The organism is Flavobacteriales bacterium, from assembly GCA_016779935.1.
GTDB lineage: Bacteria > Bacteroidota > Bacteroidia > Flavobacteriales > UBA7312.
The window spans coordinates 38,841-61,853 of the sequence record JADHMQ010000006.1 but is presented as its reverse complement, the minus strand read 5'-3'; the positions used below and the strand labels follow the sequence as shown (position 1 = coordinate 61,853).

Below are 23,013 nucleotides of genomic sequence, written 5' to 3'. Positions count from 1 at the left end.
TAAATTCAATTTTTATCATTTAGTAGAATGTAGTGTTTTTGTTCAAAAATACTAATATCGTTTAATGTGTTTTTGATTATAACCGATAATTAAGTATCTTTGTTGGGTGTGGAGTATAGATTTAACATATAGAGCAGAGCTAGAAAGTACATTTGAACGCTTGTTTGATAAGCAAAAACAGCTTCAAAATAACCGTCCATTGCCTAGTGGTGCCCTTCTCAAATTAAAAGAAAGTCTTGCTATAGAATGGACCTATAATTCCAATAGTATTGAAGGTAATACCCTTAGTCTAAGAGAAACTCAAATGGTGTTGCAAGAAGGTATAACGATAAAAGGAAAATCACTTAGAGAACATTTTGAAGCTAAAAACCACGAAACAGCACTTCACTTACTTGATGAATATGTGTCTAATAAAACACCTCTTTCTATCAATACTCTTCTAGCTTTACATGCTCTCATTCTTCGTTCTATCGAAGATGAACAGGCAGGTCGTATTCGTAATGGAGGAGTGCGTATTTCTGGCGCAAATTTTATACCGCCTAATGCTCAAAAAGTATCTCTTTTGCTTGATGAATTGATGGCTTTTACAGAAAACAATCCATTGAACCTAAATGTTATTGAATTGGCTGCGGTTTTTCACCACAAACTGGTTTGGATTCACCCATTTTTTGATGGTAATGGCCGTACTGCTCGTTTGTGTATGAACCTTCTTTTAATGACTTATGGTTTTCCACCTGCTATCATCCTTAGAAACGATAGAAAAAAATATTATACTGCTTTAAATGCAGCCAATAATGGAAACTATTACAAATTGATGCTTCTTATGGTTCAAGCTGTTGAACGTACTCTAAACATATACATAGCCGCTTTGCCAGGGGCTGATTATGGTTTTGACGAAATAGCTAATATTGTGAAAGAGGATGATGTGCCTTATTGTCAGGAGTATGTTAGTCTATTAGCCCGTCAAGGTAAAATAGACGCCTACAAAGAGGGTAAAAATTGGCTAACGTCTAAAGATGCTATCCATAACTACATGAGCCAAAGAAAGCGTAAACGTTAATTTTTTGTTGGTATTATGAGGTTTAAATTGGATAAATTCTGCTAATTTTGAGGCATGGATATATTAAAGATTGGCGTTTTACGAGAAGAAAAATCACCTCCCGATAAAAGAGTTCCATTATCTCCTCAGCAATGTGCCGATTTATCCCTTCAATATCCTAACATCCAATTAGTTGTTCAGAAAAGTCCAATTCGATGTTTTTCTGATGATGAATATTTAAAGCTAGGTATATCACTAGTTGATGATGTTTCTGATTGCGATGTTCTATTCGGTGTAAAGGAAGTGCCAAAACCCAATTTATTGGCTGGTAAAACCTATTTTTATTTTTCTCATACTATAAAAGAACAGCCTTACAATAGGGGCTTGCTTCAGAAGATGGTGGAGAAAAACATCTCTATGGTAGATTATGAAACATTAAAGCATTCTAACGGAAGACGAATTATTGGGTTTGGTAGATATGCCGGTGTGGTAGGTTGCTATAATGGATTTTTGGCTTACGGAAAGCGAACGAAACGATTTGATTTAAAAGCTGCTAATCTTTGCGATAATAGAAAGGAACTTGATCAAGAACTTAAAAAAGTAGATTTACCAACTATCAAAATTATCGTTTCTGGAAATGGCAGAGTAGGAAAGGGGGCTTTAGAAATTATTCATGCTTTGGGTATAAGAGAGGTGAGTAAAGAGGAGTTTAAGTCTCAGTCTTTTGACGAGGCTGTTTTTGTGCATGTTGACTTTCCTGATTATAATGCCAAGATTGATGGTTCAGAATTTTCTACGCAAGAGTTTTTTACTGCACCTGAATTGTTTGAGTCTACATTTATGGACTACGCCAAATGTGCTGATATTTTCATTGCGGGGCATTATTATGGGGCGGGTTCACCTTATCTTTTTACGAGACAAGATGCTAAGTCTTCAGAGTTTAAAATTCGTACCATAGCAGATATTTCTTGCGATATTGATGGTCCTGTGGCTTCTACCATTCGTCCGTCTACTATTGCTGAGCCTATTTATGGCTATAACCCTGGTACTGAATCTGAAGATGTTTTTGATAAAGAGGATGTGATAACTGTTATGGCAGTGGATAATTTACCTTGTGAATTGCCTAAAGATGCTTCTGAAGATTTTGGAAACGAATTATTAAAGTATGTTTTCCCAGTTTTATTAGGTGAAGATACAGAACAAATCATAGACAGGGCTACAATCTGTAAAGATGGTGATTTGAATTCTCCTTATGAGTATTTAAGGGGTTTCTTAAACGGTAATTAGCAGTTTTTTAAATCACTGATTGTTTGGCTAGGGTTTTCAGATTTGAAAACAAAACTACCTGCTACTAAAATATCGGCTCCAGCTTCAATAAGTTTTGGTGCATTTTGTGAATTTACACCTCCGTCAATTTCTATCTTAGTATTTGCCCCTTTACTATTGATTAGCGTTTTTAATTCTTTTACCTTGTCATAGGTGTTTTCAATAAAGGATTGTCCGCCAAATCCTGGGTTAACGGACATAATACACACGAGGTCAATCTCTTGAATGGTATCTTTTAATAAATCTACTGATGTGTGTGGGTTAAGTGCCACACCAGCTTGCATGCCTTCTGCTTTTATAGCTTGTAAGGTTCTGTGTAAATGTGTACAGGCTTCGTAATGCACGGTTAAAATATCAGCGCCCACCCCTTTGAATGTTTTGATGTATCTGTCAGGGTCAATAATCATCAAGTGCACATCCATGGTTTTTTTAGCGTATTTTTTAATAGCCTTTATTACAGGAATCCCAAAAGAGATGTTTGGCACAAAAATGCCATCCATAACATCAATATGAAACCAATCGGCATTGCTATTGTTGACCATTTCACAATCTTTTTGAAGGTTGGCAAAATCGGCGGATAGTATTGAGGGGGCTATTAAATGTGACATAAATGATGATTTAGTTTTGGCAAAGTTAAAAAAAAAGAGAGCCGAAGCTCTCTATAATTTATCCTAAGTAGGTTTTTAAAATCTTACTTCTAGAAGTATGTTTTAATCGCCTCACTGCTTTTTCTTTAATCTGACGAACTCTTTCTCGAGTAAGGTCAAATGCTTCACCGATTTCTTCAAGAGTCATGGCATGAGTACCATTCAATCCAAAATAAGCTTTGATAACTTCACCTTCTCTAGGGGTTAGTGTTGCTAATGCTCGACCAATTTCTTGACGTAATGAGTCAACAATTAAGCCTTCATCAGGGTTAGGACTATCTTCACTACCAATCACATTATACATATTACTGTCTTCCCCTTCAACAAGTGGAGCATCCATAGATACGTGACGACCTGAATTTTTCATTGCCTGCTTCACTTCCTCTTCCGATAAGTCTAATTCTCTTGCCACTTCTTCAGCAGTAGGAGGTCTTTCTAAACGCTGTTCTAAAAGAGCATATACTTTGTTGATTTTGTTAATAGAGCCAATTTTGTTTAAAGGTAGACGGACAATTCTTGATTGTTCAGCTAGAGCTTGTAAAATTGACTGACGAATCCACCAAACTGCATAAGAGATAAATTTAAATCCTCGTGTTTCGTCAAAACGACGAGCCGCTTTTATAAGACCTAAATTCCCTTCGTTAATTAAATCAGGTAATGATAAACCCTGATTTTGGTATTGTTTTGCAACAGATACAACGAATCTTAAGTTAGCTTTTGTAAGCTTTTCTAAAGCGGTTTCGTCACCAGCTTTGATTCGTTGTGCTAATTCTACCTCTTCTTCAGCAGTGATTAAGTCAACTCGACCAATTTCTTGTAAATATTTGTCTAGAGAAGCTGTTTCTCTATTGGTAACCTGTTTGGTAATTTTTAGTTGTCTCATCTGTATAATTTATAGTTTTAGTGCACTAATATTTTGTATACGTGCAATAAATCGAAAAGGTTTCAATTAATTACTATTTTTTTCTGGTTTTGGCAAAAGCACTTTTCTTGATAGACGAAGCTTTCCAGATTTAGGGTCAATTTCAGTTAATTTCACTTCAACTTTATCGCCTTCTTTCAGTACGTCTTCAACATTTTCTACTCTTTCCCAATTAATTTCAGAAATATGAAGTAAACCATCAGTTCCTTTACCAATATTTACAAATGCACCATAAGGCATTATAGAACGAACTGTCCCTGTAAATACATCTCCAACTTCAGGAGTAAAGGTTAATGCTTTAATTTCCGAAATAGCATTGTCAAGTAATTCTTGCCCTGTTCCTAAAATTTCAACTTTACCTTGATTATCGATTTCTTCAATAGTAATAGTTGTATCCGTATCAGCTTGTAACTGCTGAATGATTTTTCCACCAGGTCCAATAACAGCACCGATAGTTTCTTTAGGAATATACATCACATGAATTTTTGGTACATGTGGTTTGAGTTGCTCTCTAGGTTCAGAAATAGTATCGGTTAATTTACCTAAAATGTGCATTCTTCCAGCATTTGATTGCTCAAGTGCTTTGGTAAGAATTTCATAAGATAAACCTTCAATTTTAATATCCATCTGGCAAGCAGTAATACCGTCTTTTGTACCACACACTTTAAAGTCCATATCTCCTAAGAAATCTTCATCTCCTAAAATATCTGAAAGCACAGCGAAGTTAGTGCCATCAGTAATAAGGCCCATTGCAATTCCAGAAACTGCTTTTCTTAATTTCACACCAGCATCCATTAGTGCCATAGTTCCTGCACATACAGTAGCCATTGAGGATGATCCGTTAGATTCTAGAATATCAGAAACAACTCTTACTGTATAAGGATTGTCTTTGTCAATCATTCTTGACAATGCTCTTTGAGCTAAATTACCGTGTCCGATTTCTCTTCTACTTACACCTCTAATTGGTCTTGCTTCTCCTGTAGAATAAGGAGGGAAGTTATAATGTAAATAGAACCTTTCAGAGCCTACCATTGTAACGCCATCAATTCTATTTTCATCCATTTTTGTTCCTAAGGTTACAGTTGTTAGTGATTGTGTTTCACCTCTTGTAAACAATGCAGAGCCGTGTGGGCTTGGTAGGTAATCAACTTCACACCAGATTGGACGAATGTCAGAAGGCGTACGACCGTCTAAACGAACATTTTCGTTAAGAACCATATCTCTAACGGCTTTCTTTTCTGCTTTTTTGAAGTATCCACCTAACATGAAGCTCTTTTCAGATAATTCTTCTTCTGATAGTGTTTCTTTGAAAGCATCTTTGACTGCTTTAAATTCTTCACTTCTTGTGTGTTTGTCTGAGGCTTTTTTGGCTACGGCATAAAACTTGTCGTAACAAAAAGACATCACCTTGTCTTCAAGTTCTTTATCGTGATTTTCGTGAGAATATTCTCTTTTATCTTCTTTTCCTACTGCTTTAGTAAGTTCTAATTGAACAGCGCAATGGTTTTTGATTTCTTCGTGAGCAAATTTAATAGCTTCAACCATTTCAGCTTCAGAAATTTCATCCATTTCACCTTCAACCATTGCCACGCTATCTGCTGAAGCTCCGATAACCATATCAATATCTGATTCTTCTAATTGAGCTGGTGTTGGGTTAGCAATTAATTCGCCATTAATTCTACCTACTCTAACTTCTGATATTGGTCCGTTGAACGGTATGTCAGATACGGCTAGTGCTGCTGAAGCGCCTAAACCAGCTAATGCTTCAGGACAAACGTTTTCGTCATGCGATAAAAGAGATAGCATAATCTGCGTTTCTGCGTGATAATCGCTAGGAAATAGGGGTCTTAATATTCTGTCAACTAATCGCATGATTAAAATTTCATGGTCAGTTGGTCTTGCTTCACGTTTTAAAAATCCGCCTGGAAATCTTCCGTCAGCGGCAAATTTTTCTCTGTAATCCACTGTAAGTGGTAGGAAGTCAACATCGTCTTTAGCTTCTTTGCTGGAAACAACAGTTGCTAAAAGTACGGAGTTGCCCATTCTTACTTCAACAGTTCCATCAGCTTGTTTAGCCAGTTTTCCTGTTCTTAATTCAATGGTTCTACCGTCTTTTTGTTCAATCTTTTTTACAATTTCTTTCATTTTATTTCAATTTACATACATGCTAATAAATACACAAAAAGGCAATTGAAAAATTGCCTTTTGCGTTTTATCGCTAAGAAGATTCCTTATCTTCTTATTCCTAATTCTTTAATAAGTATTCTGTACTTTTCGATATCTTTCTTCATAAGATAATCAAGAAGACCTCTACGTTTACCAACTAGTAGTTGAAGAGAACGTTGAGTACTTTTATCTTTTCTATTGAGTTTCAGGTGCTCAGTTAAGTAGCTTATTCGTTTAGAGAACAAAGCAATTTGTCCTTCTGTTGAACCTGTATTTTTTGAGTCTCCGCCATGTTTTTTAAAGATGGCAACTTTTTCTTTAGCAGTTACGTGCATTTTCTTATTAAATTTTCATTTTCAAAATGGTTGGCAAAGATAGTAAAAGTTTTAGATTAAAGTAGATATATCACTGTTTTTTGTAATCTAAGAACATATCGAGTAAGAGCGAGAGTTTATTTTTTAAGTTCTTTCGTTCAACAATGAAGTCTAAAAAACCATGTTCAAGAACAAATTCTGAGGTTTGAAAACCTTCTGGTAAACTCTTGCCTATGGTTTCTTTTACAACTCTTGGTCCGGCAAAACCAATTAGAGCTCCAGGCTCTGCGATATTTACATCTCCAAGCATAGCAAATGAAGCAGTTACACCTCCAGTAGTTGGGTCAGTAAGAAAGGATATGTATGGTAATTTTGCTTCGGATAATAGGGAGAGATTAGCTGATGTTTTTGCCATTTGCATAAGTGAAAATGCGGCTTCCATCATTCTAGCTCCACCTGATTTTGAAATCATAATAAATCCACATTTCTTTTTTATTGCGTGTTGTATTGCTCGGCTAATTTTTTCTCCTACAACAGATCCCATTGAACCTCCAATAAAGTTGAAGTTCATACAAGCAATAACTACTGGTTTTCCATTAATCTTACCACAGCTTGTTGTAATAGCATCTTTAAGACCTGTTTTCTTTATGGTTTGAGAGAGTCGGTCTTTGTACTTTTTAGTGTCTTCAAAAGAAAGAGGGTCAAGAGCCATCATGTTGGAGTCTAACTCTTTGAATTTGCCTTCATCAAATAAAATAGAAAAGTACTCTTTTGCATTTATTCTTTCATGGAAGTTACATTTTACACAAACATGTAAATTTTTTTCGTGTTCTTCGGTGGAAGTGATATGTTTACATTTTGGACATTGATACCATAAGCCTTCAGGAGTTTCTTTTTTCTCATTTGTGGAAGTGGTAATACCTTCTTGTATCCTTTTAAACCAACCCATTTTTAACTCAATTGATTAACATTATTTAAATCTTCAAACGCCTTGTTAAGTCGTTGTTTAAATGCTTCTTCTCCATGTCTTAACCATACTCTTGGGTCGTAATATTTTTTGTTTGGAATATCACTACCATCTGGGTTTCCAATTTGAGAAGCTATGAAATCTTTCTTATCGGTCATATAATCTCTAACGCCTGAACTGAATGCGTATTGGAAGTCAGTATCAAGGTTCATTTTAACTACTCCGTATCCGATAGCTTCACGAATATCTTCTACGGAAGAACCCGAACCTCCATGAAAAACAAAATCAACAGGATTGTAATCTGTGCCAAATTTCTCTTGAATAAATGTTTGTGAATTTTTAAGAATTTTAGGTTGTAAGTCTACATTTCCAGGCTTATAAACCCCGTGTACATTACCAAAAGCTGCAGCTACGGTAAATTTATCACTAACTTTCATTAGTTCTTCATACGCATAGGCTACTTCTTCTGGTTGAGTATATAGTTTTGAGCTGTCAACATCTGAGTTGTCTACACCATCTTCCTCGCCACCAGTAATACCAAGTTCGATTTCTAGAGTCATATCCATTTTACTCATTCTTTCGAGGTATCTTTTACAGATATCAATATTTTCTTCTAAAGATTCCTCAGAAAGGTCAATCATGTGCGAACTGTATAGCGATTTTCCGTGTACATTGTAAAAATCTTCACCAGCACTTAAAAGGCCGTCAATCCAAGGCAATAATTTCTTTGCACAGTGGTCTGTATGCAAGATAACTGTTGCTCCGTATAATTCAGCTAGCTGATGTGTGTGCATTGCTCCAGAAACTCCTCCGGCAATTGCAGCTTGAAAATTATCATTGGAAAGTCCTTTTCCGGCGAAAAACTGGCATCCACCTGCTGAAAATTGAACTATAGCAGGGGAATTATTGTCTCTTGCTGATTCTAATACTGAATTCACACTACTGGTATTAACAACATTGATTGCTGGTAGAGCATATTCATGCGTTTTTGCGTGATTAAAAATTTCTTGTACTTGGTTTCCTGTAGCTACACCAGCTTTTATCATTATGTTATTATTAAAGGTTAGAACGGCAAATGTATTAAATACTTATTTTTAATGAATATTTACCGAAGATATTTTTTTACTTTCGGCTTAAAGTTTTAAACAGATAATGTTAACTAGAAATAAAATTAAGCAAATCCGCTCTTTATCGCTAAAGAAAAATAGAAAAACAGAGGGGCTTTTTATTGCTGAAGGGGAAAAGATAGTAGATGAACTTATTAATTCAGACTTTGAAATAGAGGCCATTTATGCAACCTCTGAATGGGAAGGAGGTGAAGCTACCATTGTTTCAGAAAAAGAACTTAGTCGGATTTCATTTTTAAAGACACCAAACAAAGTTTTAGCTCTTGTGCATATTCCAAGTGAGAACTTGAAATTATCTGGTGAGACGGTTTTGGCTTTGGATGGAATTAGTGACCCTGGTAATTTGGGGACTATCATTCGTTTGGCAGACTGGTTCGGCGTGGAGCACATTTTGTGTTCAGAAAATTCTGTTGATTATTTAAATCCTAAGGTTGTACAGTCATCAATGGGATCTATCACTAGGGTTAAAGTACATTATGTTGATTTAAATATAGATTTGAAGAAATATTCTGATTATAGCTTATATGCAACAGTCTTGGATGGGGATGATTTTAAAGAAGTTAAGCCATCGTCAAAGCGTATTTTAATCTTTGGAAATGAATCTAAGGGGGTAAGTGAGTGTATACTAGAATTAGAGCCTACAAAAATAAGTATTCCAAGAGCTAAGGATTCTAAGGCTGAATCTTTAAACATTGCTGTAGCTTGTGGTATCTTTTTATCTAATTATTGATTTTTACAATAAAGCTTGATAGAATATCTTCCCAATTGCCACTGCTTCAATTAAATCGTTTAAATTCAAAAATATTCAATGTCATTCCATTTATTAAGTTATCGATGGTTTTTCTTCTTATTTTTGAAAGTGCATCATAACAATTTGGACAACAGTTTCCGCACTTCTTATTACTTTGTCTCGCTTTGAAATTAATTTTTCTTAGGATAAACAAAATAAGGAGATACAGCAAAATTACAATTAAGAGTACTAGTACTAAATCCATAAATGTGTACTTATTTACAATAAGCAACACTAGCTAATAGTCAAAAAAAATTATATAATTTTTTCAGCACACTTGATGCCGTCAATTGCTGCTGATACTATTCCGCCTGCATATCCTGCACCTTCTCCGCATGGATAAAGGTTTTTAATCTGAATATGTTGTAATGTTTCTTTATTTCTAGGGATATTTACTGGTGAAGAGGTTCGGCTTTCCACACCTATAATATTGGCTTCGTTGGTGAGATATCCTCTCATCTTTTTACCGAATACTTTAAAGCTTTCAGAAAGGTGAGATGAAATAGATTCAGGTAGGATATCATGAAGAGGCACTGAATGCATTCCCGGTTGGTAAGAGGTGGTGTTTAACTTTGAAGAGGTTTTTTTATTTACAAAATCTACCATTCTTTGAGCTGGTGCAACTTGAAGTTCTGGTGTTAATTGACACATGCTTTTTTCAACTGACATTTGGTAATAAAGTCCTCTAAGCTCGCCATATTTTTCAAACGGTAAAAGGTCTTCTTCTTTTACTTCAACAACGATTCCTGAGTTTGAAAACACTGAATTTCTTTTTGAAGGGGACATTCCGTTTACAACTATTTCACCACTATTTGTGGCGGCTGGAACAATAAACCCACCTGGACACATACAGAATGAGTACACTCCTCTTTCTTTTACTTGAGTAACTAGTTTGTAAGATGCTGCCGGTAGATACGGACTTCGCTCTTTGCATGAGTATTGAATACTGTCTATTAACTCTTGTGGGTGTTCAATTCTTACACCCATTGAAAATGGTTTATACTTTAGAGCTATTTTATTATTGTCTAATAAAGTGTAAATATCTCTAGCTGAATGACCTGTGGCTAGAATGGTATTTTTTGCAAGTATTTTATCACCATTTTCTGTAATTACTCCCTCAATTTTTGAATTAGAGATGATGAAATCAATCACTTTAGTATTAAAATGAATTTGACCGCCATTACTTTCAATTGTTTCTCTAATATTAGCTATTATTTTGGGTAATTTATTAGTGCCAATATGTGGTTGTGCGTCTATTAAAATATCTTCTTTTGCTCCGTGAAAGACTAACGTTTCTAGCACCTCTAAAACAGAGCCTCTTTTTTTAGAGCGGGTATATAGTTTTCCGTCTGAATACGTTCCTGCACCGCCTTCACCAAAGCAATAGTTTGAATCGGTGTTTACAATGTGATTTTTGTTTATTGCAGCGATATCACGTCTTCGTTGTCTTACATCTTTTCCTCTCTCCAGAATGATTGGTTTTTTGCCTTGTTCAACTAATTTAAGGGCGGCAAAAAGTCCTGCTGGTCCTGAACCAATGATAATTACTTCCTCTTTGTGTTCTACATTCTGGTAGTTTCTTTTAATACTTTTATCCTTTTGTGAAGAATCGATAAATTGAATTTGCATGCGAATTTTCACATTTCTGCTTCTGGCATCAATAGATCTTTTTACGATTTTCCAGTAATCATGTGAGATATATAGTTTCTTTTTCTCTTTTTCAATTGTTTTGGACACAGTATCTATGTCAGAGGCTTGTTCAGGGGTGAAGGTTAAGTTTATAAATTCTGACATTATAATGTGTTTATTCAAATGTGAATGAAATGGTAAAGCCTCTTGTTTTCATGCTTTTAATAGAACTACTATAGATGCTGTCATCATCAACCAACACATTAGGTAGTCCAAAATTAGCTTTGAGTTCTGGAGAAAATTTAAAATATGGAAGGTAAAAATCGAATCCTAGTCCAATTTCATATGAAAAGTCATTCTTTTTAATTTTAACGATATCAAAACCCTCGTCATCAATATTTCGTTGAGATGCAAGGTCAATAGATGCTTTAAAGCCAGTAACAATATAACTTCTCATATTGTTATATCTCTCCGATTTGTATTTAAGTGCAATTGGGAATTCAATGAAAGTGGATTCTATTTTTTTGTTTTCATCTGTTAATATTGTATTGTCATTAAGCGTATAAAGTACTCTTCGTTCTGCTAATGATAGGGTGGGAATAGCTCTAAAATCTAAGTTTCTCCCTAATCTAAAATTAGATACAATTCCTAGATTAAATCCTTTTTGACTTTCTGACTCAATAACAAATAATTCATCATCTGTATCGGTTACAGGAGTAATTTTAAAGTCAAGTGTGTTTATACCAATTAAAAAACCGAAGTGCATGGCTTTATTGTCGTAATTGGGTAGATTGAGTGGTACGTTATACCGTTGTGCAAATACTTGCTGACCAAGAAATAAAATAAGGGCTATTGAGTAAATTTTTTTCATACTGCAATATCGTAAAAAAAATAGATTTATTTCGTAGCAATGTATAAAGCTGCAACACCAAATGTCAATGAAATGAATTTAGCGTCTTTAAATCCAGCTTTAATTAATTCTTCAATAAATTTTTCTCTAGAGGGGAAAGCCTCTACAGATTGTGGAAGATAGGTATATGCCGAATCGTCTTTTGAAAAATATTTTCCGACAAAAGGTAATATGCCTTTGAAATATAGATTGTATAACTGTTTAAATGGAAAAACAACGGGTTCGGCAGGTTCAATAATTGCCACAATCCCATCTTTTTTCATGACTCTGTTCATTTCAGAAAGCCCTTTTCCTAAATTTTCAAAGTTTCTTACGCCAAAGCCTGCCGTTACAGCATCAAAGGAATTATCTTCAAGCTGAAGATCTTCAGAATCTCCATAAGTCATTTCAATGATGTTCTCTAAGCCCTTTTTTTTAATTTTTACTCTTCCAAAATCAAGCATATTATTTGAAATATCAATACCTACAACTTTTTTAGGATTGAGCTTGCATGCTTCTATAGCTAAATCTCCTGTCCCTGTAGCAATATCTAATATGTAATTAGGGTTTATTTTACTTATTTCTTTGATGGCTCTTTTACGCCAAAGAATATCAATACCTAATGATAAAAAGTGATTAAGAAAATCATAGCGTTCGGCAATAGCATCAAACATTTTAGCTATTTGCTCTTTCTTTGAAGATTTATCTTTGTTGTAAGGTTTGATATTGGTTCCCAATGCGTGTAATTTTAAGGTTACAAAGATAGCCAATTAGAATTACTCAATATCTTTTTTATTAATGCTATTTACAAATAAGATATTACCAATATTATTGTAACCTTCAAAAATATCTAGTTTTTGTTTTTTTACGAGTTCGCCTCTAAATCCAATAATAGTTAAGTCAGAGTCTACAGATCGTTCGTTTATGATTTCTTTTATGCTTATACTTTCATCATGGGGTACCATTTTCATATTTCGAGGAGATATTGGTAATCGACCAGATTCAATAAAGTCGAACATTTGATTTTTATATTCTTCAAACTTATCCCTAGGGTAAATGGTAAACACTTTTATCTGTGCATTTCTCCACTCTGGATGACCAATTATTATATAGCCTAAGAGAATCATCATATTGGAGTTTTCGTAGTCTCTAGATGATATCCAAATGTGTATTTCTTCTTTTTTGACAACCTTACCACTGGAACGCATAATACAGACGTCATAGCCTGTAGTGTGAAGCAAGTTGAAGTTGCTAATTACATCTGCAAATGATTCTTTTTCTGATTCACAATACTCTAATAATATCAGATTGTTATCTTTTCCTGAAATACTGGATAACTGAACAACTTGAGCCAATGCTGAAGTGTATGAAGGAGAAATCATTGTATCTACATATACATTTGATTTTTCACCCTCAATAAGTTGGTGTTTTATTTCCTTAGAAAGGTTGAAAGTTTGACGACTCAAATAACCTTGAATAAAGTGAATGTATGTACCAAAACCATATTTGTAGGCTATCCATCTTGTAACATCAAAAGCATTTGTTCTCTTTAGTGAAGCATCGCTAATACATACAACAAAAGGTCTCCAATGTACTCTTTCCTCTGAATTCTCGTCTTTTCTTTGAAGAAATACTTGAATTTGTCTGGCTATTTGCTCAAGAACATCTCTAAATAAATTAACAAATTCTCTTTTGTCAGAGGACTTTTTATTTATAAAATGATAGAATATTATCATTATAATGATGGATATAAAAGCAAAAAGAGTATCCATTTTGAACATTAACCAAATCGACAGTATAGCTCCTAACAAAGAAATATACCATCTTGATTTAAATACTGGTCTGTAAGATGGGTCACCAGAGAAGTGTTCCAAAAATGAGATAAGACAGATAGCGCCATAGGTGACCATAAAAAACATCGATATAATTTTTGCTACGAAATTTATATCTCCTACATAAACAAAGAAAAATGCAATAGCACAGGTTATTATTGTGCCGTTAGTGGGTTCGTTTGTTTCCTTTTTGCCTTTTGAAAGCCACTTGTCTATTTTTTCTGATGGGAAGATGTTATCTTTTCCCAAAGCTTGAAGAGTTCTTGGGGCTACTATTATTGAACCCAAGGCTGATGAAATGGCTGCACACGCTAAACCTATTGGAATAATTGGTCCCCAAATAGCTATATCACTCATTACTAACTGATTGTTAGCAAGGTTTTCCAAACTTGTAGAAATGGTAAGTTTGAAAGCTACAAAAACATAAATGATGGCTCCTAATATTGTTGCGAAAATTGTACCTCTAGGAATAGATACTCTAGGTTCTTTCAAGTCTCCTGAAAGCCCTAGTCCTGCAGAAATTCCTGTAAATGCTGGGAAAATTATAGTGAATACATAAAAGAAACTATCTGAATCATCTACCTTAGAAAAGAAACTCACTTCATCCCAAGCTATTTGACTATCGCCTAAAAAGAACATGATAAGAGATACGAAAATGATGCTAGCAACTAGATATAATGCTTTAATCCCAATATTTGCTCCTTTGTATAAAAACAACATCGTTAATAAAGACATTGAAATGAGTCCAATACTTTTCTTTTCTAAAAGGAAATGACTCCAATCTCCTAAGGCGTATTTTTCTATTAAATATTTGCCAAAGGGAACAAAAGACTCTGCAAATGCAATGATGTAAAACGATACACTAATGGCTTGAGAAAGAAATAACGCTAATCCAATTGCAGCGCCAATATTTAGTCCAAATGACCTAGAAATAACATAATAATCGCCCCCACCTTCAACTTTTCTATTTGTAGCTATTTCGGCTACAGCCAATGCTGTTGGAATGGTAACCGCATGTCCTAATATAATTATGGCAATAGCCCCAAAAAAACCAACATTTCCTACTGCATAACCGAATCTTAAGAAAAGAATTGCGCCTAAAATGGTACTTATGGATGCCATAAACACTGGTGTTGTACCAAATTGTCCTCTACTTTCTTTTAGTCTTTTAGACATAAACTTAGAATCTGTAATTTTTTTCAAATGTATAAAAATCTAAATTTTAAAAGTAATTTTTAAAATAGTCTTAACTTCGCAGACGATGTTCAATAGGAATAGGATTCATGAAATAATTTTTGAGGCTGATACAAGAGAGGGAAAATTTTTTGATATAGCTCTTTTGATAGCTATTATTTTGTCTGTATTTGGAGCTATTCTTTCAAGTGTTGACTCAATTTCTTTCAAGTATGGCTATTTACTTAGATGGGTTGAGTGGTTTTTCACAATTTTATTTACTATCGAATATTTCTTAAGGATATATTCTATTAACAAACCTTTCAAATACATTTTTTCATTTATGGGGATAATTGATTTATTGTCAATTATTCCTACCTATTTAGTCTTTTTATACCCTCCAATGCGTGTTTTAGTGGATGTCAGAATAATTCGATTGATACGTGTTTTTAGAGTATTTAAGTTATCGAGATATTTAAGAGGTGCAAATATTATGCAAATAGCTTTAAGGTCTTCTCAACCTAAAATCATTGTATTTCTTTTGTCGGTAATTTTGATTGTAGTTTTTCTTGGAAGTTTAATGTATATTATTGAAGGGCAGAGTAATGGTTTTGAAAATATTCCAAAGTCAATTTATTGGGCAGTTGTAACCCTTACAACAGTAGGTTATGGTGATGTTGTTCCCTTAACATCTTTAGGGAAGATTTTAGCTTCAATAATCATGATTTTGGGTTATGGTATAATTGCTGTTCCAACCGGTATAGTATCAGCCTCTATGGTAAAAGCCACACAAAAAAACGTGAGTACTCAAGCTTGTAGAGAATGTTCAAAAGAAGGGCATGAGCCAGATGCTATCCACTGTAAGTTTTGTGGTGCTATATTAAACGATTAGCTTCTTTAATTAAATTATCCTTTTCTATAGGGTTCACACCAACTTTTTCACAAGACAATCCACCTGCTAAATTTGATAGTTGAGCGATTTTATCAATGGATAACCCACTTACTAAGGCTAATGATGCTGTCGCAATAACGCAATCACCAGCTCCAGAAACATCAATTACTTTTCGATCAAAGGCAGGGAATTGATGGTTATTATTTACATCGTTAATAAAAATACCATATTGGGAGAGTGTTAGCATAAAGTATTTAGCATTAAGTTTTTGTTGCTGTACTAATACCTCCTGACTTAGTTCTTCAATTTGAGTGGCCTCAATACTATTATCGCTAATTTGGTTTAACTCGTTTAAGTTAGGTTTAAATAAATCGACGTTTTTATAACACCAGTAATTATCCTTTTTTGGGTCAACAAGCGTTAATTTATTTAGTTTTTTACTTTCAGAAAGTAGAGCATCAATTACTTTTTTAGTCAGAACACCTTTATTATAATCCTGAAAGATAATTACATCAACATCATTCATTAATGATATTGTATTTTGTATAAAACCCTCTTCGTTATCAATTGGGAATACATCTTCTTCATCTATTCTAAGTTGATGTTTTCCTTCACTAATTACTCTAGTTTTAATGGTAGTTTTGCGATTAGTTGAGAGAATGCCTTTCGTAGAAAGATTTTCATCTTTCATTAACTGAAAAAAGGCGTCTTTATCATTTCCAATAACTGAACACAAGATGGGTTCTGCTCCTAATGCTTTGATGTTTATTGCTACATTGGCAGCACCACCTAAACGTTTTTCATGTTTTGAAATGTCAACAATTGGTATCGGAGCTTCAGGGGACTGACGGTTGATGTCCCCCCACATATATGCATCAATCATTGCATCACCAACAATTAATACTTTGAATTTTTCAAATCCATCAAATATAGATTTCCAATTATAAACTCCCAATTAGTTTAGTTTTTCTAATGATTTTTTTATTCTACTTACAGCTTCAATAAGGTTTTCTTCTGAAGCAGCATATGATATTCTCACACAGTTAGGCGATCCAAATGCTTCTCCAGCTACTAGAGCCACGTGAGCATCATTTAATAGGTACATACAAAAGTCTGATGAATTATTGATAGTTTTGCTTCCATCTGATTTTCCAAAATAGTGAGAAACGTCAGGGAAAATATAAAATGCACCATCCGGAGTGTTTGTGTTTACACCTTGAATATCATTCAGCATATTTAGCATCAAATCCCTTCTTTTATGAAAAGCCAATTTCATATTTTCAATTTCTGACGGATCAGCAAGCATGGCGGTTTCTGTTGCTTTTTGAGCAATTGCACATGTTGCTGAAGTGACTTGTCCTTGAATCTTGTTACAAGCATCTGCAATCCATTGTGGGGCAGCTATGTAGCCAACTCTCCAGCCAGTCATAGCAAATCCTTTTGAAACACCATTAACGGTAATGACTCTGTCTTTGATAGATTCAATTTTTGCCATACTGTAATGTTCAACTCCAAAATTGATGAGTTCATATATCTCATCACTAATTACATACACATTTGGATGTTTAGCAAGAACTGCAGCAAGTGATTCAAGTTCTGATTTTGTGTAAACCGTTCCGCTAGGATTACACGGTGAACTAAAAATCATCATTTTAGTTTTTGGAGTAATGGCTTTTTCCAATTGCTCTGGACTTATCTTGAAGTCATTGTCAATATCACTTTCAATAACAATTGGTGTAGCTTCTCCAAGTTTAACGAGCTCATAATAGCTTACCCAATAAGGAGCAGGTAATAGAACTTCGTCTCCATTGTTAAGCAAACTCAAACAAACATTAGCAATTGATTGCTTAGCACCTGTAGAGACAACAATTTGATTAGGGGTGAAATCAAGTTGATTATCACGTTTTAATTTGTGGCAGATGGCTTCTCTTAACTCAATTAAGCCTGGAACAGGGGTATAATGAGAAAAGTTATTGTCAATAGCATTTTTTGCCGATTCTTTTATAAAATCTGGCGTGTCAAAATCTGGTTCTCCTAGGCTTAATGCAATAACATCATGCCCCTGGGCTTTAAGCTCACGGCTCATTCTTGCCATAGCTAATGTGGCTGATTCTGAAAGTTGTAATAATCGGTTTGATACTTGTTTCATTGTTGTGTAAAAGTTATGCCAACAAAAGTAATAAAATGTAGGTCTAAATATTGAATGAGATTTATGATTTTTTATCATTTATGTCTATCTTTGTTAATAACACTTTACCTAACCATATAATGAAGCATATTTTACTGGCGATATCGTTATCACTATCATTTTATTCATTTTTATTTGCTCAGGATTGTCCTCAAGCGACTGGTCTTAGTACTGACAACTACGTCTTTAACTCTACTGCAGCTTTTGTAGACGGTCATTGGGATTCAATGTTAGGAACTGGTGTTGAAGATTTTTTGATTAAGTATAAGCAAGTAGATTCGTTGGTATGGAATAATTTATCTAATCTTGATAGTACTTCTGTGAGTAGAACAATAGGGCCGCTTGACTATAATACAACTTATGTGTGGAGTGTAGTTGCATTTTGTTCTGAAAATTTTCAAGATGAAGCAGAATGGTCTGTTTTGGATACCTTTACAACTTCTGCATATATTGATTGTCCGTCTCCAACTAGTTTAATAGTTAGTGATATAATTGCTCTTCAAAACAACGGTTTTGCTGTTGGTCATTGGGATTCAATGCTTGGTATGGGGGTAGACCATTTCATCTTAAATTTCAAACTTCTTTCTGAAACTGAATGGACAGTACTTGCAGATATGGATAGTACTGTAAATTCTAATATGATGGGTAATTTATCACCAGATAATTATTACGAGTGGAGGGTTCAAGCGTATTGCTCAGAAAACGCTAGTTATTATTCTGATTGGTCAGAATTGGATACCTTTTATGTCGGAGAATTTATTCCTCAGGCCTTTTCTCCAGAAATTTTAATAGAAATTAGCACTTTAGAGTGTGAGGAATTGTCGGATATTTCACTAAATATTGAGCAAGACACTAACGAGCCTGATATACAATCTACTATGGTAACTTCTAATAGTGGTCGTTTTGATGTTTCTAATTTGAGTGAAGATCAGCTTGTTGGTTCAGCAGTAGGAATAACTGGCATTAATGGATTTATCAATAATCAATATTCATTGTTAGTTCATGATATTATTAATGATAATAAGGCTAAGATTGCTTTGTTTAACATTGAAAGCCAGATAAATGATGGCTACTTTGATATTGAAAATTCTAGTGATGCCGGAATTATAATATCAATAGTACCTCCAAGTGATGATAATTCCTACACCTCTGGAAATAGTTTAAGTATATCATTGGAAGGCGTTTTTGTTAACCCTGTTCCAACTAATCTTGAGTTTAGTGTGAATATTATGTCAGAGTTAGTGGATAACTCTTTTAACACTTTTGATTTTTTAATTGATTGTAACACTAGCGGATTAGAGAATTTCTCTAATGTTGATTTTGTATTTCCAAATCCTACTTCGAATATCCTTTATATAAATCTTAATGGAGAAAAGGATATTGATATTTTAGATGTAAGTGGACGTTTGGTCATGAGTCTATCAACTTTTGATAATAGTATTGATGTATCGTCTTTAAATGAAGGTATTTATTTTATTAACATAAAGTCACATCAATTATCACAGCAATTAATTATTAGATAATCTCATAAGCTTAAAGCACGAAATTATACTCACTGAAAGTACTAGAATTCCTAAAATTATAAAACTTTCTTGAAGAGAATAAAAATCAGCTACCCATCCCATTAAGGGGGCGAATATTGAGAATGTAATTCTAATACAAAAACTACGAATAGATAAAACTGTAGCTCTTACATTAGACTCTGTAATTTCATTTATAAAATTCCTAAGAACTGGTGTTGCGATTCCTCTGATAATATAAATAAAAAATATCATGAATAATCCAATAGTAGGGGTCGAGCTTGAAAGTAATAGTATGGGTATGCTTATGCCAATTGAAATAAAAAAAGTTAGATTCTTTTTTGAAAAAATAGAATCAAACCTGTAAGCATTCATGGAGGAAAATCCAGTACTTAAATTAAGTATTGCCCAAGCAAAGCCGAAATATTTAATGGGTAAATCAATACTTTTAAAATAGGGCTGTGCAAACCATGCTAAAGACAGTGTAGCAAAACCAATTATTGATGATAAAATAATCAACCACTTTAATAGCTTGTTTTCAAAAAGTGAGAGTTTGACGACTTCCCATACTGCCTTAAAGCTTTTAGGAAGTAAATTTTCTTTATGAGATTTAGGCTCGATTAATGAGAATGTCAGTGGAATAATTAAAGCCGCAATAAAGACTTGAAAGTATAGTGGGTAGCGTAATGATATATCGGCTAATAAACCACCACAAATACCTGCTAATGCTTCAGAAAAGTTGCCAATTCCGTATGCTCTTCCTTCAACTTTTGTGTAATCACTTTCTTTATCACTTTCCAGAAGAGAATCGTACAATAAAGCGGAGTCAGCACCAGAGATAAAACTTGCACCAACTCCCAATATAATTTCTCCAATAAAAAATGGCCAAAATGTATATGAAAGACTAAGTATCAAAAACCCAATAAAGGCTAATATTGCTCCTAATGTGAGGGTATGTTTTCTTCCAAATACATCTGCTAGGTAACCAGAGGGAATTTCCATTAAGGCAACCATCAGAGAATATACACCTTGTAGAATCATTACTTCCTTGAGGTTTAGTCCATTTTCCTGAAAGAAAATAACGATGATTGGCATAATTATCATAAACCATCGTAATCCTTTTATGACATAAAGCTTCCATATGTTAGAGTAAACTGTCAAGAGCGTGGATGATGTGTAATAATAGATTCACGTAAAAACTCTCTATCAATGTGTGTATACAGTTGGGTCGTATTTATAGATTCGTGTCCTAACATTTCTTGAACAGCCCTTAAGTTTGCACCTCTTTGGATGAGTTCAGTGGCAAAACTATGTCGGAAGGTATGAGGACTAATATTTTTTTTGATTCCAGTTTTTTCGGCTAAATCTTTAACAATAGTAAATACCATTACTCTGCTAAGCTGATTTCCTCGTCTGTTTAGAAAAACAAAATCTTCGCAACCCTTATTAATTTTTTGATGGACACGAATTTCATCTACATATATTTTAAGAACACCCTCTGTAAGTTTCCCAATTGGAACAAGACGTTCTTTATCTCCTTTGCCAACAACCTTTATGAAACCATCTTTTCTAAACCAATTTGTGATTTTTAGATTGATTAATTCAGACACTCTGAGTCCACATCCGTAGAGAGTTTCAATAATAGCCTTATTTCGTTGTCCTTGCGGATGACTTAAATCAATGCTTTTGATTAGATTATCAATTTCATCAGTGCTTAGAGTTTCAGGTAATTTTAAGCCTTTTTTTGGACCTTCAATCAGAAGCGTTGGGTCTTTATCAATAATTTCTTCTAAGATTAAATATTTATAGAATGCTTTAATTCCTGAAAGAAGTCTAGCCTGAGAATTGGCACTTATTCCCAGTTTTACAATCCATTGTATAAATGTTGAAATATCTTTTGATGTAAGTTCTTTGGGAGATTTTTTAATGCTATTTATAGAAAGGTAATCAACCAGTTTATTGACGTCTCTAATGTACGCTTCAACAGAGTTTTCAGACAGTGAACGTTCTAGCATAAGGAAAGAACGAAAACCATTTATGTAATTTTTCCAACTCATTGATTACTTTTGTACTATGAATGTAGCAATTGTTAATGGTCCAAATTTAAATTTATTAGGAGTAAGGCAGACGGATATTTATGGCGAACTTTCATTTAACGATTATTTCGCAAAATTATCGGCTGATTACTCAACTGTAAATTTAACTTATTTTCAGAGTAATGTTGAAGGTGAGCTAATTAATTTTTTACACCAAAAGGGATTTGAATTAGACGCTATCATTTTAAATGCAGGAGGCTATACACATACTTCAGTGGCTATTGCCGATGCTATATCATCCATAAAGTCTGCTGTGATAGAAGTTCATATTTCGAACATTTATGCAAGAGAAGAGTTTAGAAGAAAATCTTTAATTGCTCCTTTTTGCAAGGGGAATATTTGTGGTTTTGGATTAGATAGTTACCGATTGGCTTTAGAAAGCCTAATTCAATAATTTCCTTTAAACATATGGTCAACAGATTTGTTGAACAACTCTGTTAAGCTCATGCCCATCGCTTTAGCTTGTTGAGGAATAATACTTTCTTTGGATAAACCAGGAACTGTATTTGCTTCTATTACAAAGGGTTCACCATTAGTTATGATGAAATCTATACGTGCTATTCCATTAAGCTTCAAAAGTCTATACACTTCAATAGCTCTTTCAGATACTTTTCTAGCAGTATCTTCACTTATTCTTGCTGGAGTAATTTCTTTTGATTTACCTTCGTATTTGGCTTCAAAATCAAAGAAGTCATTTTCACTTACTATTTCGGTAATGGGTAAGGTTTGAATGTCGCTATTAAAATTATGAACTCCACATGTCACCTCAGTACCTGATAAAAATGATTCTATCAAAACATTATCGTCATGAATAAATGCTTTTTCTATGGCAGGAACTAGCTCATCAATACGTGACACTTTACTGATTCCAAAACTGCTTCCATTTGAATTTGGTTTTACAAAACAGGGTAAGCTTAGGATATTTATAACAATTTCTTGCTGAATAGTTTCATTTTTCTTTAAAAGAACTGATTTGGCACAAGGAATGTTGTTTTGCCTTAAAAAGTCATTGCATTTGCCTTTATCAAAACTTAACTCTGACGCTTTTGCACCAGATGATGTATATGGTATGTTTAATGCGTCTAGATAATTTTGAAGAATACCATTTTCGCCAGGAGGACCATGTACAGCAATGAAAACACCATCGAAAACAACTTTTTGCCCATTTAATTCAACAGAAAAATCAGATTCATTAACTGGGTAGGATGTGTCATTTTCAATCATTTTCCATTCTTTTTCATCTATGACAATAGCGTAAGGTTTGTATAATGACTTATCTAGAAATGTCATGACTACCTCACCACTTTTCATGGAAATAATTTTCTCAGCAGAATATCCGCCCATTACTACAGCAATAGCTTTCATAATTTCAAAAATAAACTAAAAGTAAATATAGACGACACACCTTTCATAATTATTATATTTGTTTTTCGTTATCACTACTAATTATGGAAAACAATAATCCGACTTGGCTGAAGTTTTTATTGACTAAAGTT

Annotated in this window: 21 protein-coding genes; 6 read left to right on the top strand and 15 right to left on the bottom strand. The window is 33.9% G+C overall.

Features of this window, described 5'->3' with window-relative positions:
• Window positions 1–106: 106 nt before the first annotated feature.
• Window positions 107–1,060, top strand: coding sequence for a Fic family protein (locus tag ISP73_04675; GenBank protein ID MBL6657882.1), 954 nt, complete (start codon window positions 107–109; stop codon window positions 1,058–1,060).
• A 54-nt stretch (window positions 1,061–1,114) separates the two neighbouring features.
• A complete protein-coding gene (locus tag ISP73_04670) occupies window positions 1,115–2,326 on the top strand; it encodes an alanine dehydrogenase (GenBank protein MBL6657881.1) in 1,212 nt (403 codons plus the stop codon).
• Here ISP73_04670 and ISP73_04665 read toward each other — a convergent pair.
• The 6 genes from ISP73_04665 to fbaA all read right to left on the bottom strand — a co-directional run bounded on the left by ISP73_04665 (window position 2,323) and on the right by fbaA (window position 8,427).
• Complete coding sequence (locus ISP73_04665; protein MBL6657880.1) at window positions 2,323–2,973, bottom strand: ribulose-phosphate 3-epimerase; 651 nt, start codon at window positions 2,971–2,973, stop codon at window positions 2,323–2,325. The genes ISP73_04670 and ISP73_04665 overlap by 4 nt on opposite strands.
• Before the next feature lie 58 nt (window positions 2,974–3,031).
• The gene (locus ISP73_04660) at window positions 3,032–3,895 is read right to left on the bottom strand and encodes a sigma-70 family RNA polymerase sigma factor (GenBank protein MBL6657879.1); all 864 of its coding nucleotides are present in this window, start codon (window positions 3,893–3,895) and stop codon (window positions 3,032–3,034) included.
• Window positions 3,896–3,961: 66 nt separating this feature from the next.
• A complete protein-coding gene (locus ISP73_04655; GenBank protein ID MBL6657878.1) occupies window positions 3,962–6,079 on the bottom strand; it encodes a polyribonucleotide nucleotidyltransferase in 2,118 nt (705 codons plus the stop codon).
• An 86-nt stretch (window positions 6,080–6,165) separates the two neighbouring features.
• Entirely contained in the window at window positions 6,166–6,435 is a 270-nt protein-coding gene (gene rpsO / locus ISP73_04650) for a 30S ribosomal protein S15 (protein ID MBL6657877.1), read from the bottom strand.
• 70 nt (window positions 6,436–6,505) lie between these two features.
• Window positions 6,506–7,363, bottom strand: a complete 858-nt coding sequence (locus ISP73_04645) for an acetyl-CoA carboxylase carboxyltransferase subunit beta (protein ID MBL6657876.1) — start codon at window positions 7,361–7,363, stop codon at window positions 6,506–6,508.
• A 2-nt stretch (window positions 7,364–7,365) separates the two neighbouring features.
• Window positions 7,366–8,427 carry a class II fructose-bisphosphate aldolase gene (gene fbaA, locus ISP73_04640; GenBank protein ID MBL6657875.1) on the bottom strand — a complete coding sequence of 354 codons (1,062 nt, stop codon included), beginning with the start codon at window positions 8,425–8,427 and terminating at the stop codon, window positions 7,366–7,368.
• Between the two features lie 103 nt (window positions 8,428–8,530).
• On the opposite strand from fbaA, the gene ISP73_04635 reads away from it, so the two are divergent.
• Window positions 8,531–9,238 (top strand): RNA methyltransferase, encoded by a 708-nt coding sequence (locus ISP73_04635; protein MBL6657874.1) that lies wholly within the window; start codon window positions 8,531–8,533, stop codon window positions 9,236–9,238.
• Between the two features lie 315 nt (window positions 9,239–9,553).
• Here ISP73_04635 and ISP73_04630 read toward each other — a convergent pair whose 3' ends face one another.
• Genes ISP73_04630 through ISP73_04615 form a run of 4 tightly spaced genes read right to left on the bottom strand, consistent with a single transcriptional unit; the run spans window position 9,554 to window position 14,824 of the window.
• On the bottom strand, window positions 9,554–11,092 hold the full coding sequence (locus ISP73_04630; GenBank protein ID MBL6657873.1) for an NAD(P)/FAD-dependent oxidoreductase: 1,539 nt from the start codon (window positions 11,090–11,092) through the stop codon (window positions 9,554–9,556).
• Window positions 11,093–11,102: 10 nt separating this feature from the next.
• Window positions 11,103–11,798 (bottom strand): PorT family protein, encoded by a 696-nt coding sequence (locus tag ISP73_04625; GenBank protein ID MBL6657872.1) that lies wholly within the window; start codon window positions 11,796–11,798, stop codon window positions 11,103–11,105.
• A gap of 26 nt (window positions 11,799–11,824) precedes the next feature.
• A complete protein-coding gene (gene ubiE, locus ISP73_04620) occupies window positions 11,825–12,553 on the bottom strand; it encodes a bifunctional demethylmenaquinone methyltransferase/2-methoxy-6-polyprenyl-1,4-benzoquinol methylase UbiE (protein MBL6657871.1) in 729 nt (242 codons plus the stop codon).
• Between the two features lie 39 nt (window positions 12,554–12,592).
• On the bottom strand, window positions 12,593–14,824 hold the full coding sequence (locus ISP73_04615; protein MBL6657870.1) for an amino acid permease: 2,232 nt from the start codon (window positions 14,822–14,824) through the stop codon (window positions 12,593–12,595).
• An 85-nt stretch (window positions 14,825–14,909) separates the two neighbouring features.
• Between ISP73_04615 and ISP73_04610 the strand changes: the two genes are divergently transcribed.
• Window positions 14,910–15,713, top strand: a complete 804-nt coding sequence (locus tag ISP73_04610; protein MBL6657869.1) for an ion transporter — start codon at window positions 14,910–14,912, stop codon at window positions 15,711–15,713.
• Here the strand turns inward: ISP73_04610 and ISP73_04605 are convergent.
• Window positions 15,697–16,596, bottom strand: a complete 900-nt coding sequence (locus ISP73_04605) for a D-glycero-beta-D-manno-heptose-7-phosphate kinase (protein ID MBL6657868.1) — start codon at window positions 16,594–16,596, stop codon at window positions 15,697–15,699. The genes ISP73_04610 and ISP73_04605 overlap by 17 nt on opposite strands.
• Before the next feature lie 72 nt (window positions 16,597–16,668).
• Complete coding sequence (locus ISP73_04600; protein ID MBL6657867.1) at window positions 16,669–17,862, bottom strand: pyridoxal phosphate-dependent aminotransferase; 1,194 nt, start codon at window positions 17,860–17,862, stop codon at window positions 16,669–16,671.
• 119 nt (window positions 17,863–17,981) lie between these two features.
• Here ISP73_04600 and ISP73_04595 point away from each other — a divergent pair, with 119 nt between their 5' ends.
• Window positions 17,982–19,424, top strand: a complete 1,443-nt coding sequence (locus ISP73_04595) for a T9SS type A sorting domain-containing protein (protein MBL6657866.1) — start codon at window positions 17,982–17,984, stop codon at window positions 19,422–19,424.
• Here the strand turns inward: ISP73_04595 and ISP73_04590 are convergent.
• Window positions 19,410–20,516: an MFS transporter gene (locus tag ISP73_04590; GenBank protein ID MBL6657865.1), complete on the bottom strand. Its 1,107-nt coding sequence runs from the start codon at window positions 20,514–20,516 to the stop codon at window positions 19,410–19,412. The genes ISP73_04595 and ISP73_04590 overlap by 15 nt on opposite strands.
• A gap of 62 nt (window positions 20,517–20,578) precedes the next feature.
• Window positions 20,579–21,478, bottom strand: a complete 900-nt coding sequence (gene xerD / locus ISP73_04585; GenBank protein ID MBL6657864.1) for a site-specific tyrosine recombinase XerD — start codon at window positions 21,476–21,478, stop codon at window positions 20,579–20,581.
• Between the two features lie 16 nt (window positions 21,479–21,494).
• Here xerD and aroQ point away from each other — a divergent pair, with 16 nt between their 5' ends.
• Window positions 21,495–21,911 (top strand): type II 3-dehydroquinate dehydratase, encoded by a 417-nt coding sequence (aroQ, locus tag ISP73_04580; GenBank protein MBL6657863.1) that lies wholly within the window; start codon window positions 21,495–21,497, stop codon window positions 21,909–21,911.
• On the opposite strand, the gene ISP73_04575 is transcribed toward aroQ, so the two are convergent.
• On the bottom strand, window positions 21,905–22,882 hold the full coding sequence (locus ISP73_04575) for a D-alanine--D-alanine ligase (GenBank protein ID MBL6657862.1): 978 nt from the start codon (window positions 22,880–22,882) through the stop codon (window positions 21,905–21,907). The two genes, aroQ and ISP73_04575, sit on opposite strands and share 7 nt — an antisense overlap.
• Window positions 22,883–23,013 lie beyond the last annotated feature (131 nt).